At 53.5% G+C, this 23,447-nt stretch carries 24 protein-coding genes; 6 read left to right on the forward strand and 18 right to left on the reverse strand.

The window, feature by feature from the left end:
- Positions 1-71: 71 nt before the first annotated feature.
- Together nagB and nagA are read left to right on the forward strand one after the other, a co-directional pair.
- Entirely contained in the window at positions 72-800 is a 729-nt protein-coding gene (nagB, locus tag EJQ19_RS12885; RefSeq protein ID WP_126141634.1) for a glucosamine-6-phosphate deaminase, read from the forward strand.
- Complete coding sequence (nagA, locus tag EJQ19_RS12890; RefSeq protein WP_126141635.1) at positions 797-1,969, forward strand: N-acetylglucosamine-6-phosphate deacetylase; 1,173 nt, start codon at positions 797-799, stop codon at positions 1,967-1,969. Before nagB ends, nagA begins: the two co-directional genes overlap by 4 nt.
- A gap of 58 nt (positions 1,970-2,027) precedes the next feature.
- Here the strand turns inward: nagA and EJQ19_RS12895 are convergent, their stop codons facing one another.
- Positions 2,028-2,939, reverse strand: a complete 912-nt coding sequence (locus EJQ19_RS12895) for an AraC family transcriptional regulator (protein WP_126141636.1) — start codon at positions 2,937-2,939, stop codon at positions 2,028-2,030.
- 130 nt (positions 2,940-3,069) lie between these two features.
- On the opposite strand from EJQ19_RS12895, the gene EJQ19_RS12900 reads away from it, so the two are divergent.
- On the forward strand, positions 3,070-4,074 hold the full coding sequence (locus EJQ19_RS12900) for a glycoside hydrolase family 130 protein (protein WP_126141637.1): 1,005 nt from the start codon (positions 3,070-3,072) through the stop codon (positions 4,072-4,074).
- A 73-nt stretch (positions 4,075-4,147) separates the two neighbouring features.
- On the opposite strand, the gene EJQ19_RS12905 is transcribed toward EJQ19_RS12900, so the two are convergent.
- The 10 genes from EJQ19_RS12905 to EJQ19_RS12950 all read right to left on the reverse strand — a co-directional run bounded on the left by EJQ19_RS12905 (position 4,148) and on the right by EJQ19_RS12950 (position 14,997).
- Positions 4,148-4,717, reverse strand: a complete 570-nt coding sequence (locus tag EJQ19_RS12905; protein ID WP_126141638.1) for a manganese catalase family protein — start codon at positions 4,715-4,717, stop codon at positions 4,148-4,150.
- A 30-nt stretch (positions 4,718-4,747) separates the two neighbouring features.
- Entirely contained in the window at positions 4,748-5,029 is a 282-nt protein-coding gene (locus tag EJQ19_RS12910; RefSeq protein WP_126141639.1) for a spore coat protein CotJB, read from the reverse strand.
- On the reverse strand, positions 5,029-5,250 hold the full coding sequence (locus EJQ19_RS12915; RefSeq protein ID WP_126141640.1) for a spore coat associated protein CotJA: 222 nt from the start codon (positions 5,248-5,250) through the stop codon (positions 5,029-5,031). Before EJQ19_RS12915 ends, EJQ19_RS12910 begins: the two co-directional genes overlap by 1 nt.
- A 151-nt stretch (positions 5,251-5,401) precedes the next feature.
- Positions 5,402-6,448: a sporulation integral membrane protein YtvI gene (gene ytvI / locus EJQ19_RS12920; RefSeq protein WP_126141641.1), complete on the reverse strand. Its 1,047-nt coding sequence runs from the start codon at positions 6,446-6,448 to the stop codon at positions 5,402-5,404.
- Positions 6,449-6,462: 14 nt separating this feature from the next.
- Complete coding sequence (locus EJQ19_RS12925) at positions 6,463-7,797, reverse strand: hemolysin family protein (RefSeq protein WP_126141642.1); 1,335 nt, start codon at positions 7,795-7,797, stop codon at positions 6,463-6,465.
- A gap of 24 nt (positions 7,798-7,821) precedes the next feature.
- On the reverse strand, positions 7,822-8,949 hold the full coding sequence (yfkAB, locus tag EJQ19_RS12930; protein WP_126141643.1) for a radical SAM/CxCxxxxC motif protein YfkAB: 1,128 nt from the start codon (positions 8,947-8,949) through the stop codon (positions 7,822-7,824).
- A 129-nt stretch (positions 8,950-9,078) separates the two neighbouring features.
- Positions 9,079-11,304, reverse strand: coding sequence for an MMPL family transporter (locus EJQ19_RS12935; RefSeq protein WP_126141644.1), 2,226 nt, complete (start codon positions 11,302-11,304; stop codon positions 9,079-9,081).
- 91 nt (positions 11,305-11,395) lie between these two features.
- Positions 11,396-12,532, reverse strand: a complete 1,137-nt coding sequence (locus tag EJQ19_RS12940) for an HD-GYP domain-containing protein (RefSeq protein WP_126141645.1) — start codon at positions 12,530-12,532, stop codon at positions 11,396-11,398.
- 137 nt (positions 12,533-12,669) lie between these two features.
- Entirely contained in the window at positions 12,670-13,482 is an 813-nt protein-coding gene (locus EJQ19_RS12945; RefSeq protein ID WP_126141646.1) for an undecaprenyl-diphosphate phosphatase, read from the reverse strand.
- A gap of 48 nt (positions 13,483-13,530) precedes the next feature.
- A complete protein-coding gene (locus EJQ19_RS12950) occupies positions 13,531-14,997 on the reverse strand; it encodes a bifunctional metallophosphatase/5'-nucleotidase (RefSeq protein ID WP_126141647.1) in 1,467 nt (488 codons plus the stop codon).
- 190 nt (positions 14,998-15,187) lie between these two features.
- Between EJQ19_RS12950 and EJQ19_RS32835 the strand changes: the two genes are divergently transcribed.
- From EJQ19_RS32835 to EJQ19_RS12965, 3 genes are read left to right on the forward strand one after another with little or no spacing between them, the layout of a single operon-like run.
- Complete coding sequence (locus EJQ19_RS32835) at positions 15,188-15,901, forward strand: molybdenum cofactor biosynthesis protein (protein WP_126141648.1); 714 nt, start codon at positions 15,188-15,190, stop codon at positions 15,899-15,901.
- Between the two features lie 5 nt (positions 15,902-15,906).
- Entirely contained in the window at positions 15,907-16,986 is a 1,080-nt protein-coding gene (locus EJQ19_RS12960; protein WP_126141649.1) for a ThiF family adenylyltransferase, read from the forward strand.
- 59 nt (positions 16,987-17,045) lie between these two features.
- A complete protein-coding gene (locus EJQ19_RS12965) occupies positions 17,046-18,095 on the forward strand; it encodes an HD-GYP domain-containing protein (protein ID WP_126141650.1) in 1,050 nt (349 codons plus the stop codon).
- Here EJQ19_RS12965 and EJQ19_RS12970 read toward each other — a convergent pair.
- From EJQ19_RS12970 to EJQ19_RS13000, 7 genes are all read right to left on the reverse strand, one after another.
- Positions 18,092-18,481, reverse strand: a complete 390-nt coding sequence (locus EJQ19_RS12970; RefSeq protein WP_126141651.1) for a DUF350 domain-containing protein — start codon at positions 18,479-18,481, stop codon at positions 18,092-18,094. The two genes, EJQ19_RS12965 and EJQ19_RS12970, sit on opposite strands and share 4 nt — an antisense overlap.
- Complete coding sequence (locus tag EJQ19_RS12975; protein WP_126141652.1) at positions 18,478-19,116, reverse strand: hypothetical protein; 639 nt, start codon at positions 19,114-19,116, stop codon at positions 18,478-18,480. The genes EJQ19_RS12970 and EJQ19_RS12975 overlap by 4 nt, the downstream gene beginning before the upstream one ends.
- Positions 19,113-20,306 (reverse strand): glutathionylspermidine synthase family protein, encoded by a 1,194-nt coding sequence (locus tag EJQ19_RS12980; protein ID WP_126141653.1) that lies wholly within the window; start codon positions 20,304-20,306, stop codon positions 19,113-19,115. Before EJQ19_RS12980 ends, EJQ19_RS12975 begins: the two co-directional genes overlap by 4 nt.
- 6 nt (positions 20,307-20,312) lie before the next feature.
- Positions 20,313-21,170 carry a hypothetical protein gene (locus tag EJQ19_RS12985; protein WP_126141654.1) on the reverse strand — a complete coding sequence of 286 codons (858 nt, stop codon included), beginning with the start codon at positions 21,168-21,170 and terminating at the stop codon, positions 20,313-20,315.
- Positions 21,167-21,388, reverse strand: a complete 222-nt coding sequence (locus EJQ19_RS12990; RefSeq protein ID WP_126141655.1) for a hypothetical protein — start codon at positions 21,386-21,388, stop codon at positions 21,167-21,169. The genes EJQ19_RS12985 and EJQ19_RS12990 overlap by 4 nt, the downstream gene beginning before the upstream one ends.
- A gap of 150 nt (positions 21,389-21,538) precedes the next feature.
- Positions 21,539-22,645: a C40 family peptidase gene (locus tag EJQ19_RS12995; RefSeq protein ID WP_126141656.1), complete on the reverse strand. Its 1,107-nt coding sequence runs from the start codon at positions 22,643-22,645 to the stop codon at positions 21,539-21,541.
- Between the two features lie 250 nt (positions 22,646-22,895).
- Positions 22,896-23,429, reverse strand: coding sequence for a hypothetical protein (locus EJQ19_RS13000; RefSeq protein ID WP_126141657.1), 534 nt, complete (start codon positions 23,427-23,429; stop codon positions 22,896-22,898).
- Between the last annotated feature and the right edge of the window lie 18 nt (positions 23,430-23,447).

Raw genomic sequence — 23,447 nt, forward strand, 5'->3', positions numbered from 1 at the left:
TTATATAACAAAATGAAATTTTCATTCAATAAAACGATCATTTTCACTCACCGAAAGCGAGGAACACTTTGATGAACATTCATGTTTTTCAGAATCAGCAGGAGCTTAATGAAGCCGGAGCCGGCATTATCACCTCTCTCGTCCAAATGCAGCCGAAAGCGGTGCTTGGCTTGGCGACCGGCGGCACGCCTGTAGGGATTTACGAGGAGCTTGTCAAGACGTTTAATAAGGGACGCGTCAGCTTCAAGCAAGTCACGTCGTTCAACCTTGACGAGTATGTCGGCCTGCCGATCGATCATGCCGAAAGCTACCATGCTTATATGAACCATCATTTGTTCTCACACATCGACCTTCCTGCAAGCTCCGCACATATTCCGAACGGCAACGCGGGAGATCTGGAAGCAGAGTGCCAGCGCTACAACGACCTGCTTGAGGAAGCCGGGCAAATTGATCTGCAGATCCTCGGCCTCGGTCATAATGGCCATATCGGCTTTAACGAACCTGACGACGCGTTGACCAGCGGCACGCATATTGTCGAGCTGAAAGCGGAAACGCGCGAAGCGAACGCCCGCTTCTTCGACTCCATCGACGAGGTGCCGACGCATGCGCTGACGATGGGAGTAGGGACGATTTTAAAAGCGAAAACCATCCTGCTCATCGTCCGCGGCGCCGATAAAGCGGAAATCGTTCATCGTGCGCTCACCGGCCCGATTACGACGGAAGTGCCGGCCACGCTGCTGCAAACGCACCCGCACCTCGTCGTACTGCTGGATGCGGAAGCTGGGAGGCTGTTCAAATGAGCGAACTGCTGATTACAGGCGCCCGTATTGTGACGGAGCAAGGCGTGATTGAAGACGGCGTGCTTCACGCCACGGAAGGTCGCATTGCCTTTGTCGGCACTAAAGCGGCGTGGCAGCCGGAGACGGCAAGCACGGCTGCCGAACGGATCGACGCGGCAGGCCGCTGGCTGCTGCCCGGGTTTATCGACGTGCATGTGCACGGCGGATACGGCGCGGATTTTATGGATGCGAATCCGGAGACGCTGGAGACGATCACGAAGTTTCATGTACAGCACGGCACGACCGGCATGCTTGCGACGACAATGACGCAAACGCGCGAAGCGATTGATCGCGCGCTCGGCGAGATCTACGCTTACTCACGCAAGGAAATGCCTTATGCGCAGCTGCTCGGCGTGCATCTGGAGGGCCCTTTCGTGTCGCCGAAATGGGCCGGGGCGCAAGACCCCAAGCTGATGCTCGACCCGCAGCTGGACTGGCTCCAGGATTGGGATGAGCGCCATCCGGGGCTCATCAAGCAGTTGACACTGGCCCCTGAACGCGAAGGGGGCCTGGCGGCGATCGCGTGGCTGCGCGATCGCGGCATCGTTGCCGCTTGCGGCCACACGGACGCCACCTACGCCGACATCGTGGCGGCGGCGGATGCGGGGCTCTCGCAAGCGGTGCACACCTTCAACGCGATGAAGCCCTTGCATCATCGCGAACCCGGTACCGTCGGTGCCGTGCTCACCGACGCCCGCATCAGCGCCGAGATTATCGCTGATGGCATTCACGTTCACCCGGCTGCGCTCCGGCTGGTGACGCTGGCGAAGCCGCCGCAGAGCGTGCTGCTCATCACGGACGCAATGTCCGCCGCCGGGCTCGGCGACGGCCAATACGACCTGGGCGGCCAGGCCGTGACCGTCACTGCGGGCGTCGCCCGCTTGACGGAAGGCGGCGCGCTCGCCGGCAGTACGCTGACGATGATCGATGCGCTCCGGTTTATGGTGCGCGAGGTCGGCGTCAGCGTTGAGGACGCGAGCCGCTTCGCGAGCGGCAACCCGGCGCGGCAGCTCGGCCTCAGCGCAACGCACGGCTCGCTTGCGGCAGGCAAGCAGGCCGACGTGCTGCTCGTCAGCGAAGACCTTGCGCTGGACGGCGTATGGGTGCGCGGCAAGCAAATGCTGGCTTAATGATGAATACATTCAAAAAGCGGACAACCAATGTTCAGGCATCGGTTGTCCGCTTTTTTTAAATCAAATCGCCCGTCGTCCCTCCAACGGTTCCTCCTGGCGGGAACGCATGTGCTTTCCTATACTCGCCCGGCGTCATCGCCTTCAACTCGCGGAAAATACGCGAGAAGGATTTAAATGAGCCGAAACCGACCTCGATGGCGATGTCGATCCCCGGCATCTGCGTCGATGAGAGCAAACTGCACGCATGGCGAATGCGAATTTCGTGCAAAAATCGAACAAACCCCGCCCCCGTATGCCGCTTAATCTCCTCGCTCAAATACGAGCTGCTGATCGCGAATAACTCCGCTACGCTCGACAACGTAAGCGGCTCTCTATAATGGGCATGGATATGGTGTATGATCGGCCATACGGACTTTTTGCCATTCCCGCTTGGCGGCCACACCTGATGCTCCCCCGCTTTCCTCCGCATCCGGTCAAAACGAGCAAGCGATTCCAACAGCTTCAGCTTCAGCAGCGTCATACGCCACACCTCACCGCCGGCATATTCGGACAGCATGTCCTCAAACGCGCCGGCCAGCAAGGCAGTCTGCTGCTCATTCAGATGCACCTGAGCGGACAGCTCCTCACCCGTCAGAAGTTCTTTCAGCCCCGGTCCAACCTCCAGCGATTGATACAACAGTTCCATGTCAAACATACAGTTGTACAGCCGCAGCGGCTCGTACGACTCCACGTACAGCTCATGCACCTGATAAGGCAGCAAGAAGGTCGCCGTCCCCGGCTTTAGCGAATGGCGGACGCCATTGATAATTTCAACGCCGCAGCCTCCAATGACCAATGAAAATTCAAGAAAATCGTGGCGATGCGGTGGAAAATGCCGCACGACCTCGTTAATCGAGACATGAAACGGAAAACTGGGGTGAATCCAAGGATAATCGGTCAAATGTTTGTTGGTTGGGTATAGGCTCATGCGTTCGGCACGCTCCTGTAACGAAAAATTGGGATAGTCTCACCGGAAACTGTCCTATCTGTCTTTTGATTGTAGTCTATGATAGGGCTATCAGCAACCTAATCATGCCAACACACAAGGAGGCTACACAATGTCCAGTCCAATCATTGGCGCACTCAAGTCCAGCTCGATCATTACGCGTCATCCAGCTAACCCGATTCTCACCGCAGGCGATGTGCCTTATGCCCCGGCCCTCGTTTTCAACGCGGGCGTAACCAAATTCCAAGGCCGTTATGTCATGGTATTCCGCAACGATTACGGCGATCCCCAGAAGCACACGCTGCTGCCAAGCTCGACCACGAACCTCGGACTTGCCTACAGCAGTGACGGTATTCATTGGGATGTGCAGCCGGGTCCCTGCTTCGGGCTCCAGGACGAGGAAATCGTCCGCACCTACGATCCGCGTCTAACCGTCATGGACGGGCGCGTGTATATGTGCTTTGCCGTCGACACCAAGCATGGCGTCCGCGGCGGCATCGCCGTTACCGACGATTTTGAAAAGTTTGAAGTGCTGCATATGACGGCGCCGGATAACCGCAACATGGTGTTGTTCCCTGAAAAAATCGGCGGCAAGTACGTACGACTGGAGCGCCCGTTCCCGGTTTACAGCCGCGGCGGCAAGGATCGGTTCGATATGTGGATTTCAGAATCCCCCGATTTGAAATACTGGGGCAACACTGATCTGCTGCTCGCCGTGGAGCACGTCGCTTACGCGAACGACAAAATCGGCCCTGCCGCCCCGCCGATCAAAACGTCCAAAGGCTGGCTGACCACCTTTCACTCGGTTGACCTCGATCCGAGCCGAGGCAAGAACGGCTGGGAAGACAGCTGGAAAAAACGCTACTGCGCTGGAATCATGCTGCTCGACCTGGAGAATCCGAAGAAAATCGTCGGCATGTACAAAGACCCACTGATTGCGCCGGAAGCGAGCTATGAAACGGACGGAGGATTCCGCAACGACGTGATTTTCCCTGGGGGTATGATTCTGGAGGACGACGGTGAGGTCAAAATCTATTACGGTGCCGCCGATACCGTAGAATGCTTGGCCACCGCGCACGTCGACGATCTGGTTCGTTTGTGCTTGGAAGGCAAATAAAAGAGGGGGTTCCCCCCTCTTTCTTCCCCATATCTTCTCACCCTCATGCAGAAGCACCGACGGTCCGGTGCACTCAAAAAATCTTCTTCGTCTCTCGATCCTCCTTCAAAATTTCAACCGCTTCCCGGAAGCGCATGGAGTGCACGATTTCCCGCTCGCGAAGGAATTTCAAGCTATCCTGCAGGTCTACATCATCCGTGAGATCGATCAGCCACTGATACGTCGCCCTCGCCTTCTCCTCGGCCGCGATATCCTCGTACAGATCCGCAATTGGATCCCCTTTGGCCTGGATATATGTAGCCGACCACGGCACGCCACCGGCGCTCTGGTAGAACAGTCCTCGGTCATGGGCGGCATAGTGATCGTCCAGCCCCGCGGCTTTCAACTGCTCCATCGTGGCATCTTTTGTCAGTTTATACACCATTGTCGCAATCATCTCAAGATGCGCGAATTCCTCCGTGCCAATATCCGTCAACAGCCCGATGACCTTGCCTGGAATCGAATACCGCTGATTCAAGTACCGCAGAGCGGCCGCCAGTTCTCCGTCTGCGCCGCCGTATTGCTCCAGGAGCAGTTTGGCCATGCGCGGATCGCATTTGCTGACCCGAACCGGATACTGCAGCTTTTTCTCATAAACCCACATGCCGCTTCCTCCTTCCTTTTCTCCGCTTGCCTATACTTCCCACGGCCAAGGCGACTCGATCCACTGCCAAGGCTGTCTGGTAAAGCTGTGCCCAAATGGCATGAGCGGGCCGAATTCCAATTCAAACTGCTGCACCATGCCCATTCTTTTTTGCGCAAATTGGTTGTATTGCTGGATGACGGCAAGGTCGTTCGGATGGGTATCCAGATACAGCGTCAGCTCCACCAGCACAAAATCGACCGCTTGCAGGTCGTGCAACTGTTTGTAAAAGCTCTCCGGCATGGCATGCGTCTCTTGTGAACGCTCCTCCATCAGGCAGGCCCTCCTACAGTCAGATTCGGCGTGTATGGCCCATACAACGCAGGCCACAGCGTGCCGGTGCGAAGCGCTTCATACGGACTGAATTGGGGCAGACCGGGGGGCTGAAAAGTCATATATAGTTGCGGCGGGGTGTTATACCATTTACAGCGGATCGGCGGACAAGGGTCGAATGGACCGATGTAGGGATACCATTTTTTGAATTGCGTATACATACGTCTCCTCCTCTACAGGACCTCTCTGTTCTTATATGCGGGAGAACTTGACCAAAATCACTCTTTTTCGAACTTCATCGCCGGAAAACCGCATAAACAGCAAAAGTCCCCGCCCGATTGCCGCAGCAACCCGAGTAGGGACTCACCTGAATCAATCCAATTTGAAATTAAAATGCAGCACACCCGACTTCCGCAGCGATTGATAAATGATGACGACCAACGGACCGAGAAATAGCCCTGCGAACCCGAACCATTCAAACCCGATGTAGAGCGAAATCAGCGCCGCCAAGGAGTTGATGCCAACTGCATCGCTAAGCACCTTAGGCTCGATGATCCGCCGCATAATCGACAGCACCAGGAACAGCACCAGCAGCCCGATCCCCATTGCCGTATGTCCGACCAGAAACTGATAGAGCATCCAAGGGATAAAAACAAGCCCGGTTCCGATAATCGGCGCAAATTCCATGATCATCACCAGCATCGATATCGCCAAAGGATAATCCGCCCGAAGCACGAGCAGACCAATAAACGTCACGATATAGGTGAACAGCGCCATAATCAGCTGCGCCCGTACGAACCCGAAAATCGCTTCGCGCAAATAGCTCAGCACCCGCTCCATCTTCACTCTCGCGGTCTCCTCGAACATAGAGAGGAATGCTGCTTTCATATTCGGCAGGCTGTACAAAGTCAAAAACAACGCAATTACATAAATCAACATCAGCAGGAAAAAATTCGGGATTTTACTCGCCATATTGAGGAAAAATCCGGATACACTGCTCAAAAAGCTGGTTAAAGCGCCTGTCAGCGTTTCCGTGCCCTTTTCCAGCCAGGTCTGGACTTGTGCCGCCATCTCTGGGGACAGCGAGTTATAGAAGCCCTGTGTACGGTCAACGGCCTGATCCACATAGAGATTGACCTGATCCATGTAATTCGGCGCCTTGCGGCCAAGCTCGATTAGCTCGGTCACGACGTTCATCCCGATAAAATACATAAGGGCCAGCAGCACCAACGTGAACAGCGTGCCGATGATCGTCGCGGCGATAAACCGGGTCATTTTGGCCCATCGAACTAGCAAACCGATCAGCGGATCGAGAAAAATCGCTGTCACGAGTGCAAGCAAGAACGGCAGTCCTATTGTAAACAACCCATACAAGACCACAACGCCAAGAAGCAAAAGTATGGTCGTTTTCGTCGACATAAGGACTCCTCCGATTATTCATTTCCAGGCAGCACGGTGTTGTTCTTCGTAATATGTATACGCAAAATACGCAGACGGTCGACCTCCGAAATTTCAAATACATGGTCGCCGTAAGTAATTTTCTGTCCTTTGACAGGCTCGCCTTCGACTTTCTTGAAGAGCCAACCGCCGATCGAATCGACGTCCTCATCCACAATGTTCAGATCGAGCAAATCATTCAAGTCCTCCAGCATTACGCGGCCGTCGACGGACGTATATTTGTCCTTCACTTCGACACCCGGACGATCGGTATCGAACTCGTCGTGAAGCTCACCGACAATTTCCTCCATGATGTCTTCCAGCGTCAACAGCCCCGCAGTGCCGCCGTATTCATCAATGACGATGGCGAGCTGGGAATGCATTTTCTGCATCAGTTTGAGCACGCGGCTCACTTCCATCGACTCCGGCACGTTCAGGATCGGGCGGATAAAATTGCGAATATCCTGCTCCACGTCAGGATCGGCCGTCAGCAGATCGGCAATATGCACGAACCCGACGATATTGTCCTTATCCTGATTAGCAACGGGATAACGTGTATGCTTTGTCTCGTGAACGTGCCGCAAATTTTCGATAAAGCCGACTTCGAGATACAAGCAGTCCATATCGGTGCGGGGGAGCATCACTTCGCGGGCGACCAGATCTGAGAATTCAAAAATATTGTCGAATAACGTCATCTCATCTTCATTGATATGACCGCTTTTGACGCTTTCGTCCATCAGAATGCGCAGTTCTTCCTCCGTATGGGCGGCTTCATGCTCACTGGCCGGCTCTACGCCGATCCACGAGAGAAACTTGTTCGCCGTACCGTTCAAGAGCCAGATAATCGGACGAAACAGCTTGTAAAAGTAAAGCAGCGGTGCTGACAGCCACAACGATGTAATCTCCGCTTTCTGGATGGCGAACGATTTCGGCGCCAGTTCTCCGAGCACGATGTGCAGGAACGTAATGAAACCGAAGGAGACGATAAAGGAAATCGCCGATGTGTAGACCGAAGTCTCAAGTCCTAACACATGAAACAAAGGCTCCATGATCAACTCTGAGACCGCAGGCTCCCCGATCCAACCGAGACCGAGAGAAGCCAGCGTAATGCCGAGCTGCGTCGCAGATAAGTACGTATCTAATTGTGAGGTCACTTTGCTCGCGTACTTGGCTTTTCCGCTGCCTTCGTTCACCAATTGCTGAAGGCGGGACTGACGCACCTTCACTAAAGCGAATTCCGCTGCGACGAAAAAGCCGTTGAGTAAGACCAAGACAATCACGAGAACCAAATTGAGCACGATCGAGCCGATGTCAAAGGAAGTATGCAACAGGGACTATCTCCTTCAAAAAAGAAATTAAATGATAGCTTTGCGTTTTTTGAAATCCACCGTCTTATAATACGAATCTGCAACCAGCAGATTCGGTCCGCAGCAGGCAGCCGCAGGGCAGAAGCAGTTCACGCGCTGGTTCAGCGGATTATGCTCCCAACGGGCAAAAATCGTGTCGAGATCATCGAGATGAATGCTCCCAAGCGGAGGTTCGTCCGCAAAATCCGTCACAAACACTTCGCCGGTAAACGTCGAGACGTTCAGCCTATTGCGGCCGTCCGGATCGTTGCGCACCGTCACATTCGGTTCCTGGCGCAGCCTGCGCACCAGCTCCCGATCCGCCTCCACTTCGCTGCAAGCGAAGAACGGCAAAGTGCCGAACAGCATCCACATCTCTTGATGACGGCTGTCGAGCAAGCGGTGAATGCTCGTACGCAGCTCCTCCAGCGTAACCATCGGCAGATGTGCGGCGAACGAACTCGCATACATCGGATGCACTTCATGGCGCTGACAGCCCATCTCATGAATAAGCTGGTGAATTTGCGGCAGCTTTTCATGTGTGCGGGTGTTAATCATCGACTCCGCCGAGACATACAGCCCGCCCTTGCTCAGTGCGATCGTATTGTTCACCATTCGCTCGTACATCGCTGAAGCCGTGACGTGCCCGACAGGCCGCTCCGAATTCACGAAGCCGACCCGATGGAAATCGTCCGCATTCAAATAGTTGAACGAGATGTGCATCACGTCCAGATAAGGCGCGAGAATCTCGTAACGGGCCAGATCCAACGTCAAATTCGAGTTGATTTGCGTCCGAATGCCGCGCTCTCTGGCGTATTTCAGAATCGGCAGCATGTATTCTTTGACGATTTTAATATGGTAGGAAGGTTCTCCTCCCGTTAGCGAAAGCGTCTCAAGATGCTCGACTTCGTCCAACCGCCGCAAGATGTCCGCTACGGGAATCCGAGGGCCTTCCGACATCGTCAGCGAGTCGCCGACCGCGCAGTGCTCGCACCGCATATTGCATAAATTCGTAATGGTAAGCTCCACGCTTGTCAGCACGTGCCTGCCATATGTACGCATAGACCGAAGAGGATCCCAAGGATCGTACTCCGGGGTAATCGCTTGTAAAATGACATTACTTCCGTTCCTGTTCATGCTGTTTACACCTGACCTATCATTTCCTAATCATGCGTATCGCTACGCTTCTTGCCTATACCTATGCCCTATATTGTAACTTATGATTGACAAAAAAGGAAACCGTCATGTATGACGGCCTCCTTTCCGCTATGGCGTATCCTTGATTTGCGGCTTCACGCGCAGCCATTTGGGCGCCCACCAGTTCGCATCGCCGAGCAGTTTCATCAGTGCCGGAACGAGCATCACCCGCACAATCGAGGCGTCGATCAGGACAGCAAGGCCAAGACCGAGCCCCAGCGCTTTCATGATTTCAATATCCGTGAAAATAAACGATCCCACAACGACGACCAGAATAAACGCCGCACTTGTAATAAGACTGCCTGTTTTCTTAAGCCCTTGTGCCGTGCTCCGATCATTATCGCCGCTTTCCTCGTACTCCTCCATGATTCTTGAAATGAGAAACACTTCGTAATCCATCGAGATCCCGAACACGACACAGAAAATAATGACGGGCAGCGTGGCGCTGACCGAGCCGATCGACGTAATATGCAGCATATCGGCCATATAGCCGTGCTGGAACACAAGCACAACGATGCCTAGGCTTGCGCCGAGACTCAGCATATTCATCAACACCGCTTTCAACGGCAGCACGAGCGAGCGGAAAGCCAGCAGCAGCACGAAGTAGGTGATGCCCATGACAAAAAGCAGAACCACCGGAATTTCATTCTGAATCCGATCGATAATGTCGATCCGGTACGCTGCGCCGCCGGTCACAACCAGATCAAGTCCAGGCTGTTCCAGCTTCCTCAGTTCACGTACGAGCGCATCCGTCGCCTCATCGTCCGGCTGTGAGTCCGGTGTCACAACCACTAGCGCTGTATGGCCCTTTGCGAGCTGCTTCGCTTCGAGGGAAGCGCGAACGTTCGCGCCTCCCAGCAGCTGCGCAAGTTCAGCATCTGTCTGCGCGCCAGAGCCAAGCACAGTGACCATGCTTTGCACGTCCTTAACGCCTTGCACGCCCTTCACCTGATCGGTCAGCGCACGGATCTGCGCAACCGACGAGGCCTGCCACACTTCCTCCTTGGCGGTGGCGACAATCTGAATCGGATTCATCGCGCGGGCATCATAGGCTTCCTTCATCAGCTCCGCCCCATAGCGTGATTCATAGCTAGGCGGCAGTACCTCCGCATTCGGCACGCTGAGCTTCATATGACTGACCGGCACCATGCTGTAGATCAGCAAGCCGCCTACAATAACGATCAATGCAACAGGCCGACGCATGACCGCGTAGGCGACGCGCTCCCAGAAGAGCGAAGACTCCTTTTTCCGCAGCCGTTTGGGCAGCACTTGCAGCGCATTGATGCGGTGCCCAAGGAGACCAAGTACGGCAAGCAGCATCGTGTTAGCCACAATCACCGAGATCGATACGACGATGACTCCACCCAAACACAGCGAACGGAAGAACGTCAAGTTGACGAACAGCATTCCGAATAGCCCTATCAATACGGCGATTCCAGAGAAGAAGATTGATTTTCCGGCCGTTTGGCACGTCATCGCAACAGCTTCCGCGACGCTCTTCTGAGCGCCCAGTTCTTCACGAAACCGGCTGACGAGGAACAGTGCATAATCGATGCCGACCGCCAGCCCCAGCATCGTCACCATATTGGGCAGGAAGTTCGATAACGAATGATGCTGGGCAATAAAATACGTGATTCCCAGCGTAAATGTTACGCTCATGAGACCGACGATCATCGGCACGAAAGCCGCCACCAGCGTCCCGAACACCACAAGCAGGACAACTAACGCAATCGGTAGACCGATCGACTCCGATTTGGCGATGTCATGCTTGCTCGCCTGCTGCATATCGTACAGAATGGCCGGCCCCCCGGTCACGTAAACATTCATCCCCGGAAGCTTATGTACCGCTGCCTTCAGCTCCGGATATTTGTCCAGCGCCTGATCGGTGTCCAGCTTCAGCGAAACCGCCACCGCCTGCGTATCCGCGAAGCCTTCGCTGCGCGGCGCTGCAACAAACGCCACGCTTGCTACGTAGGGCAGCTGTTTCAAGTCTTGCAGCGAATCCATAATCGCCTGCTGATTCGCCTTGTCGGTCAAGTTCAATGATTTCCCTTCATACACGATGCTCAGCTGTGTTTGCGACATGCCAAGCTCATCCCGCATAATCGCAAGCCCTCGATCAGATTCGCTGCCTTTCGGGGTGAATCCGTTATCCTTCAGCATGCCCGGGGTTTTCTGGGCGAATCCGGCAAACCCGATCAACAGCAGCACGCTCAGCACAACAACGAGCCAGCGGAAGCGATACATCGCGTAGCCCCAATGCCAAAATAAGCCTTTTACGGTCGTTTCCCTCATGGACGACTTCCTTTCCGCTTCCATATCTAGTTACGTAGGCCGTTTGCAAAAAGAACCTGGTTGCCCAGGTTCTTCTCGCTGTTTTCTCTATTTATTTTAAGATTGTCGGATTATCCACATCCAGTTTGAGATCGTCTACCTTAATTTCCCCAATTTCAGAAATTAATGTGGACAATTTTTTGGACAAGTCAATCTCATAAGGCTCTTTGAGGACAATGCCGGAAGCATTCTGCAAGACCCGAACAATCGGACGATGCGGAACCGCGATATTTAATTTTGATACGATCCCATATTCGCCGGTATTCAGACGTACCATGATTCCCAGCGGGTAAATGGCGATCTTATCTCGGAACAGTGCAATTTGGCTTTGATCGTACATCGTCCCGGAACCCGTAAACAGCTGTTCCATCGCTTCATGAGGAAGAAGCGGCCGGCGATAGACACGCGTCGTCGTCATGGCATCATAGGAATCGACCAGACCAATCCACTTGGCAAATTCAGTGATTTCATCTCCGTGCAGCCCTCGCGGATATCCGGAGCCGTTGATGCGTTCATGATGCTGATAAGCGCAATGCGCCGAGAGAAGCGGAATATTCGGTTCTTCCCTCAAGATGTTAAAACCATAGGTCGTATGATTCTTCATCTCGTTGTATTCTTCCGTCGTCAGCTGCGACGGCTTGCGGAGAATGCCAAGCGGCACTTTCGTCTTGCCGATGTCGTGCAGCAGCGCTCCGAGTCCCAGCGCCTCCAGCTTGTCCCGGCTGTACCCGTAGCTGATGCCGAGCATCAACGCATAAATGCTGACGTTCACGGAGTGTTGGAACAAGTAATTGTCTTTCACATTAATATTATTGAGCATCACCATCGCGCCTTCATGTGCGCTAAGGTCATCGATAATCATTTTCATGACATCGCGAAAGTTCCGTCCAATATCATAGTAACTGACGGCCCCGCGTTTATTCGAATCTTCCATGACTTTTTTGAACGTATTGCGAATTTCCGTAACAGCCCTCGTTCTTGTCTCGTCCTGAATGATATCCTTCTGAATGATATCGTCTGTGCGCGAATCTTCAATGTAAATGTAGTCAATCCCGTAGGAAAACAATCGGTCGATCAATCGCTGGGACAACTCAACATTAACGGCTAACAGGACCATACCATCGTCGTTGTAGATATTCTTCGCCAACCGCATTCCAGGTCGACACATGTTGATCGGCATTAACAGCATTTCAGGACCCCCGCCTAGGTGAGCATTACGTTCTACTTAAATGTAATAGATTTTAAACAAAAGTTCAACACAAAAAACCGCGTCGTTCGACGCGGTTCGAGGATACAGCGGTGCTTTTTCGGCTGGTTTTGTCGCTTTTATTGGAAGAACATATAGATGGCGAAAATGATCGCTACCGCAAAGCGGTAGTAGGCAAAATAGGTTAATTTCATATTTTGCACCAGTTTAATGAAAGTGACCACTGCGAGCAGCGCGACGACGAAGGCGACAAGGAAGCCCGTAATGAAAAAAGGCAAGTCGGTCGAAGACAACGCATCGTAATTTTTGAGGAAGTATACCCCCGAAGCTCCGAACATAATCGGAATCGCCATAATGAACGTGAAATCCGCAGACGCCGCGCGGCTGACCCCGGAAAGCATCCCGCCGGCAATGGTCGAGCCCGATCGGGAGAAGCCCGGCCAGATGGAGACGAGCTGCCACAGCCCGATGAAGAACGCCTGCTTATACGTAATATCGTCAAGTACGGTTGTCGTTGGCGCTTCTTTGCGACTTTCGGCAATGATCAGCAGAATCCCGCCCAGCACGAGCCCGATGAGCACCGTCGTGGAATTAAACAGCTTTTCATCGACGACATCGTTGAACAGCACGCCAATTACCCCTGCCGGCAAAATGCCGATCAGGATGTGCAGCAGGTTCAGCTTTCTGCCGTGCTTGCTTTCCGATCTGCGTTTGACAAGCCCGAACAACGATAAGATGCGTTTCCAGTAAATGAGGACGACCGCCATGATCGCTCCCAATTGGATTACAAAGTCAAATGTTTTCATCACGGCATCGTCATGCGTGCCCAGCAAGCTTTGTGTTAAAATCATATGCCCCGTCGAAGAGACGGGCAAAAACTCGGTCAACCCTTCCACGATCCCGATGACGATCGCTTCAAAAATAGTATGCATGTTATCCCCCTACTTGATATGGCTGTCTTCAACTTCCTATTCCGCCTTCTATTCTACCTTTTTCCCGCTGTTTCTAGCAACATCTTCGAACCTCGCGCGATGCGCCTCCGCGATCAGCGCTTCATCCTGCAGCTGCGACGCGAGCACGTCGCGGATGAATTCCGGGAGCAGATACGTAATCTGCTCCCCACGGCTCAGGGACAAATAGCCTGAGCCGAACGTGAACATGTCGATCGTGCCGACAACGTACGATCGGTTCGGCTCCAGCGGCGCCTCGCCGACGTACACGGCGAGCACCCGCTCGTAAGGTGCGCGAGCGCTGTCCACCTGGACGGTCAAGCCGTCCACGCTCAGCACGCCCAGCACCTCGCCCCGGAAGCCGAAGCCGCGGATCGGCTTCTCCATGAACTCGTCAAGCAGCGACTCTTCGAGCGCTTGCAGGAGGTCCGAGCCGCGCAGCAGCAAGCGGCACGGATTGATTGGCCCGGGGCAGATTTCGAGGAGTCTGCCCCGCGTAAGACGGCCCTCCTTCAGGGACTGAAGGAGCTGCCCGCTGTTGACCAGCCCGATGTCGGCGCTGGTCCAGCGGCGAATCCCGGCGGCAAGCAAGTTGCCCAGGGGGGATTCGCCGTACCAATCGAGGCGCAGCGGCTGCCGCAGCTGCGCGACTTCCTCGTCCAGCGCCGCGCGGCTGGCGATGCGAAAATGATCCAGCAGCGTCGTAATGCTGCTGTCCTCTTCGCGGCCGTCCGTCATCGGGATGACGCGGCCGTTCATCTCGACGATCCGGCGCTGCGCCGGGTCGTACGCCAGTTCCACGTGACCGGCGTATTGGCCGAACTTGCCGGTCGCACATACATAGGTGCCGCCCAAGTACAGCGGCTCCTCCAGCAAGTGATGCGTATGCCCGCCCAGAATCAGGTCAATGCCATCAAGCTCCTCCGCCATCCGCTGATCCATCCGCAGGCCGAGATGCGACATGACGATGAGCAGATCGACTTCTGGCCGGAGCTGCTGCGCATAAGCGGCAACGGCTTGCATCGGATCCGTCACCTGCCAGCCGAGCAGGCCGTAGTAATCCTGATACGGCGCGGTGACGCCGATCAGGCCGATCCGCAGGCCCGACCGCTCGAGGATCAGACTCGGCACCATCCAGTCCGGCGTCTCGCCCGTGGCACTTTCCAGAATATTGCTGCCGATAAGCGGAAAACGCGCGTGCTCTCGGATCACGCCTCGCAGCCACTCCGGCGTAAAGGTAAGCCCTTCGTTGTTGCCAATCACCATGGCATCATAGCCCGTCGCATTCATGATTTCGATATTGGCAATCGCATGCGTGCCTTCCGTCTCCGGACGCATCCGATCCATGTGGTCGCCAATATCGAGCGTCAGCACCTGATCCGGCGGCCACAACCTGCGAACACGATCGAAGTAAGCGCTGATTTTGGGCATCTGTTCAAAATGGCTATGCAAATCGTTCGTATGTAAGATAACAAGTCGCTGCAACGTGTCCGACATCCCGTCACCTCTCTTCGTATTTGCCTCAACAGCATGTCAATGATATGTATGCGCCCGAGGTGGGGCTCATTTCTTTAATTTCAAGCGGTTCCGCGCTCCGTACGCAAACTCACCACTCATTATACCATTTTCAGGCCAAAATATGATATGCTGTAAGGGATTCTAACACCAACCTTTAGGAGCAGCAGCTATGAACCTATCGATTCAAGTTTTTGCAGGTCTTGTCGATCTACTAGGGACGAACGTCCTTCACATACAGATTGAGGCTCCGTCCATTACCGTAGAGGCGCTGAAAAAGCAGCTGACGCGCGACTTCCCCGATGCGGCGCCGCAGCTCGCCATCTGCTTTTTGGCTGTCAATCAAGCCTATGCAGGCGATCAGGAGCTGGTTTCCGAAGCGGACGAGCTGGCGCTCATTCCGCCCGTTTCCGGCGGACAGCCCGCCTTGTATGAAATCACTTATGAGGCAATCGATGCCGCCTCCGTGGCAGCGAAAGTGAACCACCCCAACCATGGGGCGTCTCTCGCTTTTATCGGGACAACCCGCGAGCTGACATTCGGCCAACGCACCGTGCTGCTCGAATATGAAGCTTACGAACCGATGGCACTCAAAACAATGGCAGCGATCGGCGAAGAAATCGACACCCGTTGGCCCGGGACGCTGTGCGCCATTACGCACCGCCTTGGCCAAGTCGCCATTGCGGAAGCGAGCGTCGTCATCGCCGTCTCGTCCCCGCATCGCGCGGATTGCTACGAAGCAAGCCGTTATGCGATTGAACGCTTGAAACAAATCGTACCGATATGGAAAAAAGAAATTTGGGAAGACGGCTCGGAATGGAAGGGCAGCCAAACCGGCCCTTGGAATCCGCTCCAGCCCCCAGTCTCCCAAGAAGAACGGAGCTAACCGCGATGACCTTAGATTCATCTCATCTTACAGATCAACCTACCGATGCCGCTGACATTGATGCACGTTATTCCCGTCAGGTGCTCTTTGCGCCGATCGGAGCGGAAGGGCAGCGCAAGCTGGGGAGCGGCCGTGTCGCGATCGTCGGCATGGGTGCATTAGGCACCGTGCTGGCGAACCATATGGTCCGAGCGGGCGTTGGCTTTATACGACTCATCGATCGCGATTTTGTCGATAGCAGCAATCTCCAGCGGCAAATGCTTTACGACGAGGAAGATGCCGCCTCCACCACGCCGAAAGCGATCGCGGCAGCCGCACGCTTGTCCCGAGTCAATTCGCAGGTCGTGATTGAGCCACACGTCACGGATCTCAATGCACTGAATGCGGAGTCGCTTCTGCAGAACGTTGACGTCATTCTCGACGGTACCGATAATTTCAACGTCCGCTTCCTGCTGAACGATGTCAGCCAGAAGCACGGCATTCCCTGGATTTACGGCGGCGCTGTCGCTTCAAGAGGCGTCGCACTCACCATTCTGCCTGGCGATACGCCTTGCCTGCGCTGCTTGTTTGCAGGAGCGCCCGCTCCCGGAACGACGGATACGTGCGATACCGCCGGGGTCATTGGCGGCATTATTCATTTTGTCGCTTCGTTCCAAGCGACAGAAGCGCTAAAGCTGCTGGTCGGGGCCAGAGAGCAGCTTAATTTAGGCATGCAACAGTGGGACTTATGGTTCAACCAACAGTCCGCCATCCGTGTCGGAGGGGCTAGAAAAGCCGATTGCCCGGCCTGTGCGAAGGGGCAGTATGACTATTTGGACGCGATCGTGGACAGCGATACGATTCAGTCGTTATGTGGTAGAAATTCTGTGCAAATTTTACCCGTTGTTCCCCATTCCCAGCCGCTTGACTATTGGGAAGCTCGCCTGCAACCTCTCGGACCGGTGGAAAAGAATCGCTTTCTGCTAAAATTCAGTCCGACCCCGGACATTCAAATGGTCCTTTTCCCGGGCGGGCGGGTTGTCGTTCAAGGAACGGATGATGTCATTCACGCCAAAAGTCTTTACAGCCGTTATATTGGGATGTAGTATAACTACTATATACCTACATAGACCTACATGAGTCTAGGACTTGGAAAGGAGCTTCTATGCGTGTTCATGTGCTTCAGTTGATCGTTGGCGACAAATTGATTTCCGATTCCTTCAATTCGGTAGGACTTCATCTCATTTCGGCCGGTACGGTGTTGGATTCATCAGACATTCATATGCTCAATCGTCACAACGTCGATTATGTCGAGATTTACCCAAGGACAGACGATCCGGCGCCGGCTCCCTCCCAAGAGGCTGACCGGCCTATACATAACACCCAGCTTCGTTTATTTGAAAACGCAATCACTGGCATTAAATCGCTATTTGAATCGATTCAAGGCGGGTCTGCTATTCATGACGATGAAGTGGAATCCGCTTTCAATCCGCTCCTCGAGGATATCAAGGAGGAAAAAGATGTCGTCTCCCTGCTGCTTACGTTGAACAGTACGGATGACTACACCTTGCAGCATAGCGTTCAGGTCGGCATGCTCTCCTATTATTTGGCCAAATGGATGAACAAAAGCGAGAAAGAAGCGCATCTCATTGGAAAAGCCGGCTACTTGCATGACATCGGAAAATGTAAAATTCCCCCGGAAATTCTAAATAAGCCGTCCAAACTGACGGCGGATGAATTTAATGAAATTCAGAAGCATACCATCTACGGCTATGACATTATCCGCAAATCGCTGAAGGACGAAACGGTTGCGCTTGTTGCGCTGCAGCATCATGAGCGTATGGACGGAAGCGGTTACCCGCTTCGCAAATCCGGAACGGACATCCATTCCTATTCCCGTATTGTTGCGGTGGCCGATGTCTACAGCGCCATGATTTCCAAACGCGTATACCGCGACAAGCGCGATCTGCTCTTCGTGCTGCGTGAACTCCACAAAATGAGCTTCGGTGAATTGGATCCGAAAATCACGCAGGTGTTTATCCGTAACATGATCCCGAATTTTATCGGGAAAAAGGTGGTGCTGAGCGACGGGAGAGAAGGTGCAATCGTCATGACCAATCCTAGCGATTTTTTCCGGCCGCTCATAAAGATCAACAACCAGTTCCTGGATCTAAGCCAACTGGTCGACGTTGAAATCGCCACCATCTGGGTTTAAATAATCAGGGAACTTACCGCGATCGCAATCCCGATATAGACAGAAGCAAGCAGGATTCCGACGGCAACATTCCCTTCTTCTAACTGATCAGAAAGCTTAAATTTGGGGGTTACCCAATCGAATACCCAATAGGACGCAATCAAACATACATACCCTACCGCAAACCAAAGGCTCATATGTGCGATGGACGAGTTCGTATAGGCGGCAATTCCAAGAATGATGGCAGTTGCTATGAATTTGCCGCCCATCGTAATGCCCACGGCGACGTTGCCTTTATTGATTTCCTCCATGTCACGGAAAGGGGTCATGAGACTGAACACGAACATCCCTGCGAATTGTAAAACCACGATTACCACCAAGCTAATCAAAATATTAACTGCGATCATTGCGCCCACCCCCGAAATTTGGCCATGGATTCATCATAATTGTTGTAATCGTGCACTTCCTCCAGCACAACGCCAACCTCTTTTTTATTCTTAAAATCTTTGTAGTTCGCTTCTGTAATCGGCTGCTTCACAGCCTGCCCCGTCGGCAGCTCTACGACTGCAAAGTAGCGGAATTTGCCGCTTTGCTCCGTTTTGTACACGCCGATCAGCTTAACGTCTGTTTTAATCTCCACTTTCAGCTCGCTTAAATCCTTCTCCGCATCTTCTTTGGTTTTAAATGTTTTAATCGGATTCCAATCGGAAACCGTGCTTTTGCCGTCAGCATCCGTCGTAGCCTGCTTATAATCCATGACCCATAGGGAGTCGCCGACTGCCAAGTTCTGATCGTTGGAAATCCGGCCATTTCCCGGAGCCAGAATCAGATCCCCGCCATCTATGCTGCCCACTTTCGCTTCTTGAATTTGATAATCCCACGGCACCGTTGCTGGTGCGGCGGTCTCGGCACGCGATGCCACGCTCTTGCTTTCCGGGTTCGCTTTCGAATAGATCGTTTGGCAAACCCACACGAATAACCAGATAATCGCAATAATTCCGATCAACTTGAGAATCTTGCCTGATAACCCTTCATGCTTCAAGCTGAACTCACTCCAATTCCAACAAATTGACTTGCATTTCCTGTAATCATACCGCCTGCTCTTCCCAAGAGGCCGCAAGGCGTTCCGTTTAGCATAAACAGCCCGGTGAGCAAATGCCCGCTGCCATGGGCAAACTGAAGCTCGGGAAGATCAGCCCGCTGCTGATACACCCTTTTGAAAAAAACGCTCGTATCGTAACCTGCGTCATCCTTTTGCTCAAGTTCGCCCTCCTGGTTATACAGCTCCACTGAGCCGCCCTCTCGGCCGAACATCGCTTTGGACACATAATTGCCGGCCAACACCGGCTCCGTATACGTAGGCAGCATGTAAGCCTTAATATACAGCTGCTCCTCTTCCGTAAAGAGCTCGCCCTGCTCCTGCAGCTCCCAGATCAAAGCCTGCAGCCCTTTCGACTGCAAAATAACGGCGTGTAGCGGGTTAAACAGCTCGATGAACCCCTCCTCAATCGCATAAGACAGCGCTTCGCCGCCGTCATCGACGCCCATCCACTCCTTCGGATAGAGCGCAAACATTTTACGAATGATATGATCCTGACCGCTTCGAACGATGCCTTCGTCGACCCAAAGATCCAATACATCCAGACAGGTAATGTTTCTGCCGCTGTGCTTGACCAGTGCATCGATCGTCCCGGAATCCTCCAAATGCGCGCCGTACGCGATGCATGAAGCATAATCCGGCGCTTCCTTCGCCCATGCCGCGTGAATGTAATCTTTCATCGCCACATTGGGCGAGTCCACTCTGTATTGCTTACACAGCCAAGGCGTGGCGATAGCGGCTTCCACATAGCCCGTCGGCGTGTCGCTGTTCAGCTCCAGGAGCTTGATTTCTCCATACTGATTCACGCTAAAATCAAATCTGGCATAGCGGCTGATATAGCCCTTTTCGTTCATTGGCAGCCGATCCAAGCCATCCCACAGCACTTCGGGGATGCTCAGGTGTGCGTAAAACTCTCTATTGCCTTGCACATAACGTGCAGCTTTGTCAAAAATCAGCCAAAGCTTTTCCGCGGCCCGAATCAACTCTTCATAGACATCCCGCTCCATGCACACCAATTGATCGATCCAGTACGCTTCCTCTTCCAAGTCGGCCCAGGTGAACCCGAGTTGAGCCAGCTGCCGAACCCTTTCTTTACGATCCGCTGCCGGCGTTCCGATAAGCTGAAATACCATAGGTGATTAACTCCCTGAACTGGAGCTGGAGCTCGAACTGAATCCGCTCGATTTGCCGCCGATGCTGCCTGACGACGTCGAGGTCGATTTCGAGGAAGAACTGGAGCTAGAGCTGGAACTTGAGCTCGATTTGGTACTTGAGCTCGTGCCGGAGCTCGTGTTTGAGCTGGAATTGGACCCTGTGCTCGTGCCGGTTTTGGAACTGGATACGCTTGATCCGGTACTGCTGCCTGACGTTGTGCCGGTCGTTTTGCTGCCGCTCACCGTGCCGGCGCTGCTGGAGCCGGTGCTGCTGCCGCTCTTTGGCGTGCTGGCGCTGCTTGACTTGCTTGCGCTCGTTTTATTCACCGTGAACGTCCCTGTTCCGCTGGATGTTGTCGGCACTTTTGTCGTCGTTTTATTCGAGAATTGGCTCGGTTGATACTTCTTGCTCACATATGGCGTGTTCGACCGATAATAGGTTGTCGTGTGCGTATTTGTCCATCCGCTGGAAGAATACGGCCGCATGCTGTTAAAAATCAAATGGTACAGCAGCAGATCGTCCCAGCCGAAATGGGAACCTCCGTAGCCATAGCCGTTATTATTAATAATGGTCGTGTTGTTGCTGGAGTTGGACCCTGACGTTGGTGTCGGTGTCGGTGTCGGTGTCGGTGAACCGGCTCCCACTTCGTCTGGAATCGGCAAACTCCAGTCTACCGTCGGGTCGTAATATGCTTTGACCTCATCGGTCGACCACTCTACCAGTGTAGCCCCGCTTGCAGCCGGTGATGGCGATTCCGCCGCGTTAGTCGCCGAGACCAGCATCAATTGACCTGCCAGCAAAAGCGTTAGCGAGGCTGAGAATACTTTAAGCGGTCGTTTCACGCTTCAGCCCCTCCCTCATCGGAGCCTGCTTTGACCAACAAAAGCTCAAAAACATACAAATCCAGGTTCAACCGTCCCTCGATCATTTCATACTCTTTTCCATCAATGTAAATATAATTGGCTGACTGCAAAGATTGAATCACCTTTTCATCCCACGGGCGGTCGCTGATTTTGCGAAGCTCGCCATCTGGAAGCTTTTCATAAAGCGTAATCGTCATACTGATTTCCTCCCTTGCCTTACACGATTAATTCAAACTGATAATTAAAACGCACGAAAGTCACAAATGTTTCATTTTTCGTAAAAATAGTTAGCTTAACAACCATACAGAAAGAAAAAAAGTCTATCCCTAAGGATAGACGCAATCGGATTAATATACAATTCTTTTTGCTTTCAGAAACGTTTTTTTCCAGTATGCTTTATTAATATCCGTGATCTGTACGCCGTTCTTTGGCTCAGGAGAAGCATGGAGCATACGCATATTCCCGATATAGATCCCTACATGCCCGACGGTACGATTCGATTTAAAACGGCCCGGCACGTAGAAAAACATCAAGTCCCCTTTACGCAGCGACTTTCGGCTAACCAAATTGCCGCGCGTGCCCTGTTGGCGCGCTACCCGCGGCAGACTGACGCCGTACTTGCCGTATACGTATTGCGTGAAAGTCGAGCAATCGAAGCGTCCGGTTTTCGGGTACGGCCCCGTTCCAAAAAGATATTTCACCCCGAGATACTGCTTGCCTTTTTGAATCATGGCATTGATATTCACATTTTTCAGCACAGGGATGTCCTGTTCATTCCCCCATGTTGTCCAGGCCGGCAGGGCTTTGTCTAGCTGTGGGCCTAAGGCTTCCGCATTCTCGTCGCCGCGGAACGGATCTGCAGGATCATCGTTGAAGTCCAAATCGGGCGAAGTACCGGCCGGATCAGGAGCGTCCTCGTTCGGAGGCGTCGAAATGGTCGAAGGATGGATGCGCAATTCCTGATTTCTCACTTCGAACGACATATCATCCTGAAACAGATCCCCTACCGCAGATACTGGCAAATAGGCATTGTCGCCTTCTTGGACGACCGCATGTCCGAGCTGGATTTCAGCGCCGTCTTTTACCGCTTTGTTCGTATTCATGATCAGTTCGAAATTCGCATCATTATCGCCAATCTGCAGCTTCGTGTGGCCGTCTTCCCAATTGGATTGGTAATTAAGCGTTTGAATGAGCTGCGAAACCGGAATATAGTTGGTGCTGCCGATCACCTTAATGGGAATGACCGCATCCTCGTTAGTTCCTTGCGCGATAATGCCGCCGCCCTTCCGTGATAAGCTGCGCGCCGAATTGCCGTTCGTTGTCGACTGAGCTTTGGGCTTCGTCGTCGGCGATGGGGTACTGCTTGGGCTTGCTCCATCCTTCCCACAGGCCGTCACCGTTAAGAGCACAAAGACCATACCGCCAGCCGCCGCTGCTTTCCATATCCTCCACATGCGCTTCTCTCTCCTTCAGGAATCCATTGTTATCCTTCATAGAGTGAAGCAAGCGGGGGGCAAATATGCGCCAACTCCCGCCCAAAGGCATGGTGCTTACTGGAAAGAAAACTACTTTGGTACCTGCTGTGGTGGGCATATGAATCCTGCGGGGCGGAAAGCGAGGGGCACACGAATGCGGCACACTAGGAAAGTTCCTGCTTATTTGCAGGTTTTGATAACCAGCCTCTCGAAAGGCACCTCATACTGATTACGACGCTCGAAAAAGACCTTTGATCCAGTTAAAAAAATCGCCTAGAATCGGTATCAATCCAATCCCGTGCTGACCGATCGCTACAATGGCATAGGCCGATTCGCCAATGCCGATGACACCTACCGCGGTTTGACCAATGGCGACCGCGCCTAGCGCCGCTTCCCCGATGGCAACAGCGCCTGCGGCCCAATGTCCTATGGCGACCGCCCCAACGGATAGCCAACCGGAGACGGCAACAGCCCCTCCTGCCAAGTAATGCGTGACCGCAACGGCACCCAAAGACAGCAGCCAAGAAATCGCAACGGCCCCAATCGATATGAGCCCGAAGGCTACGCCTCCGGCTGAAATCAGGCCAATCGCGATATCCCCGACTGCGATAAGTCCGATGGCCACCTTTTTCCTGCCCGTGTGCGCTCCGCCGATCCGAATGCTGATCAGCGGAAGCGACGGCGACGGCCACTGATAATCAATCTCCCGTTGATTCCACCTACTCGTCTCCCACATCCCGTTATGCCAGCTCCGTTTGTGCATCGTACATAACCTCCAAGG

Origin of the sequence: Paenibacillus whitsoniae, from assembly GCF_003955665.1 — a bacterium.
GTDB lineage: Bacteria > Bacillota > Bacilli > Paenibacillales > NBRC-103111 > Paenibacillus_E > Paenibacillus_E whitsoniae.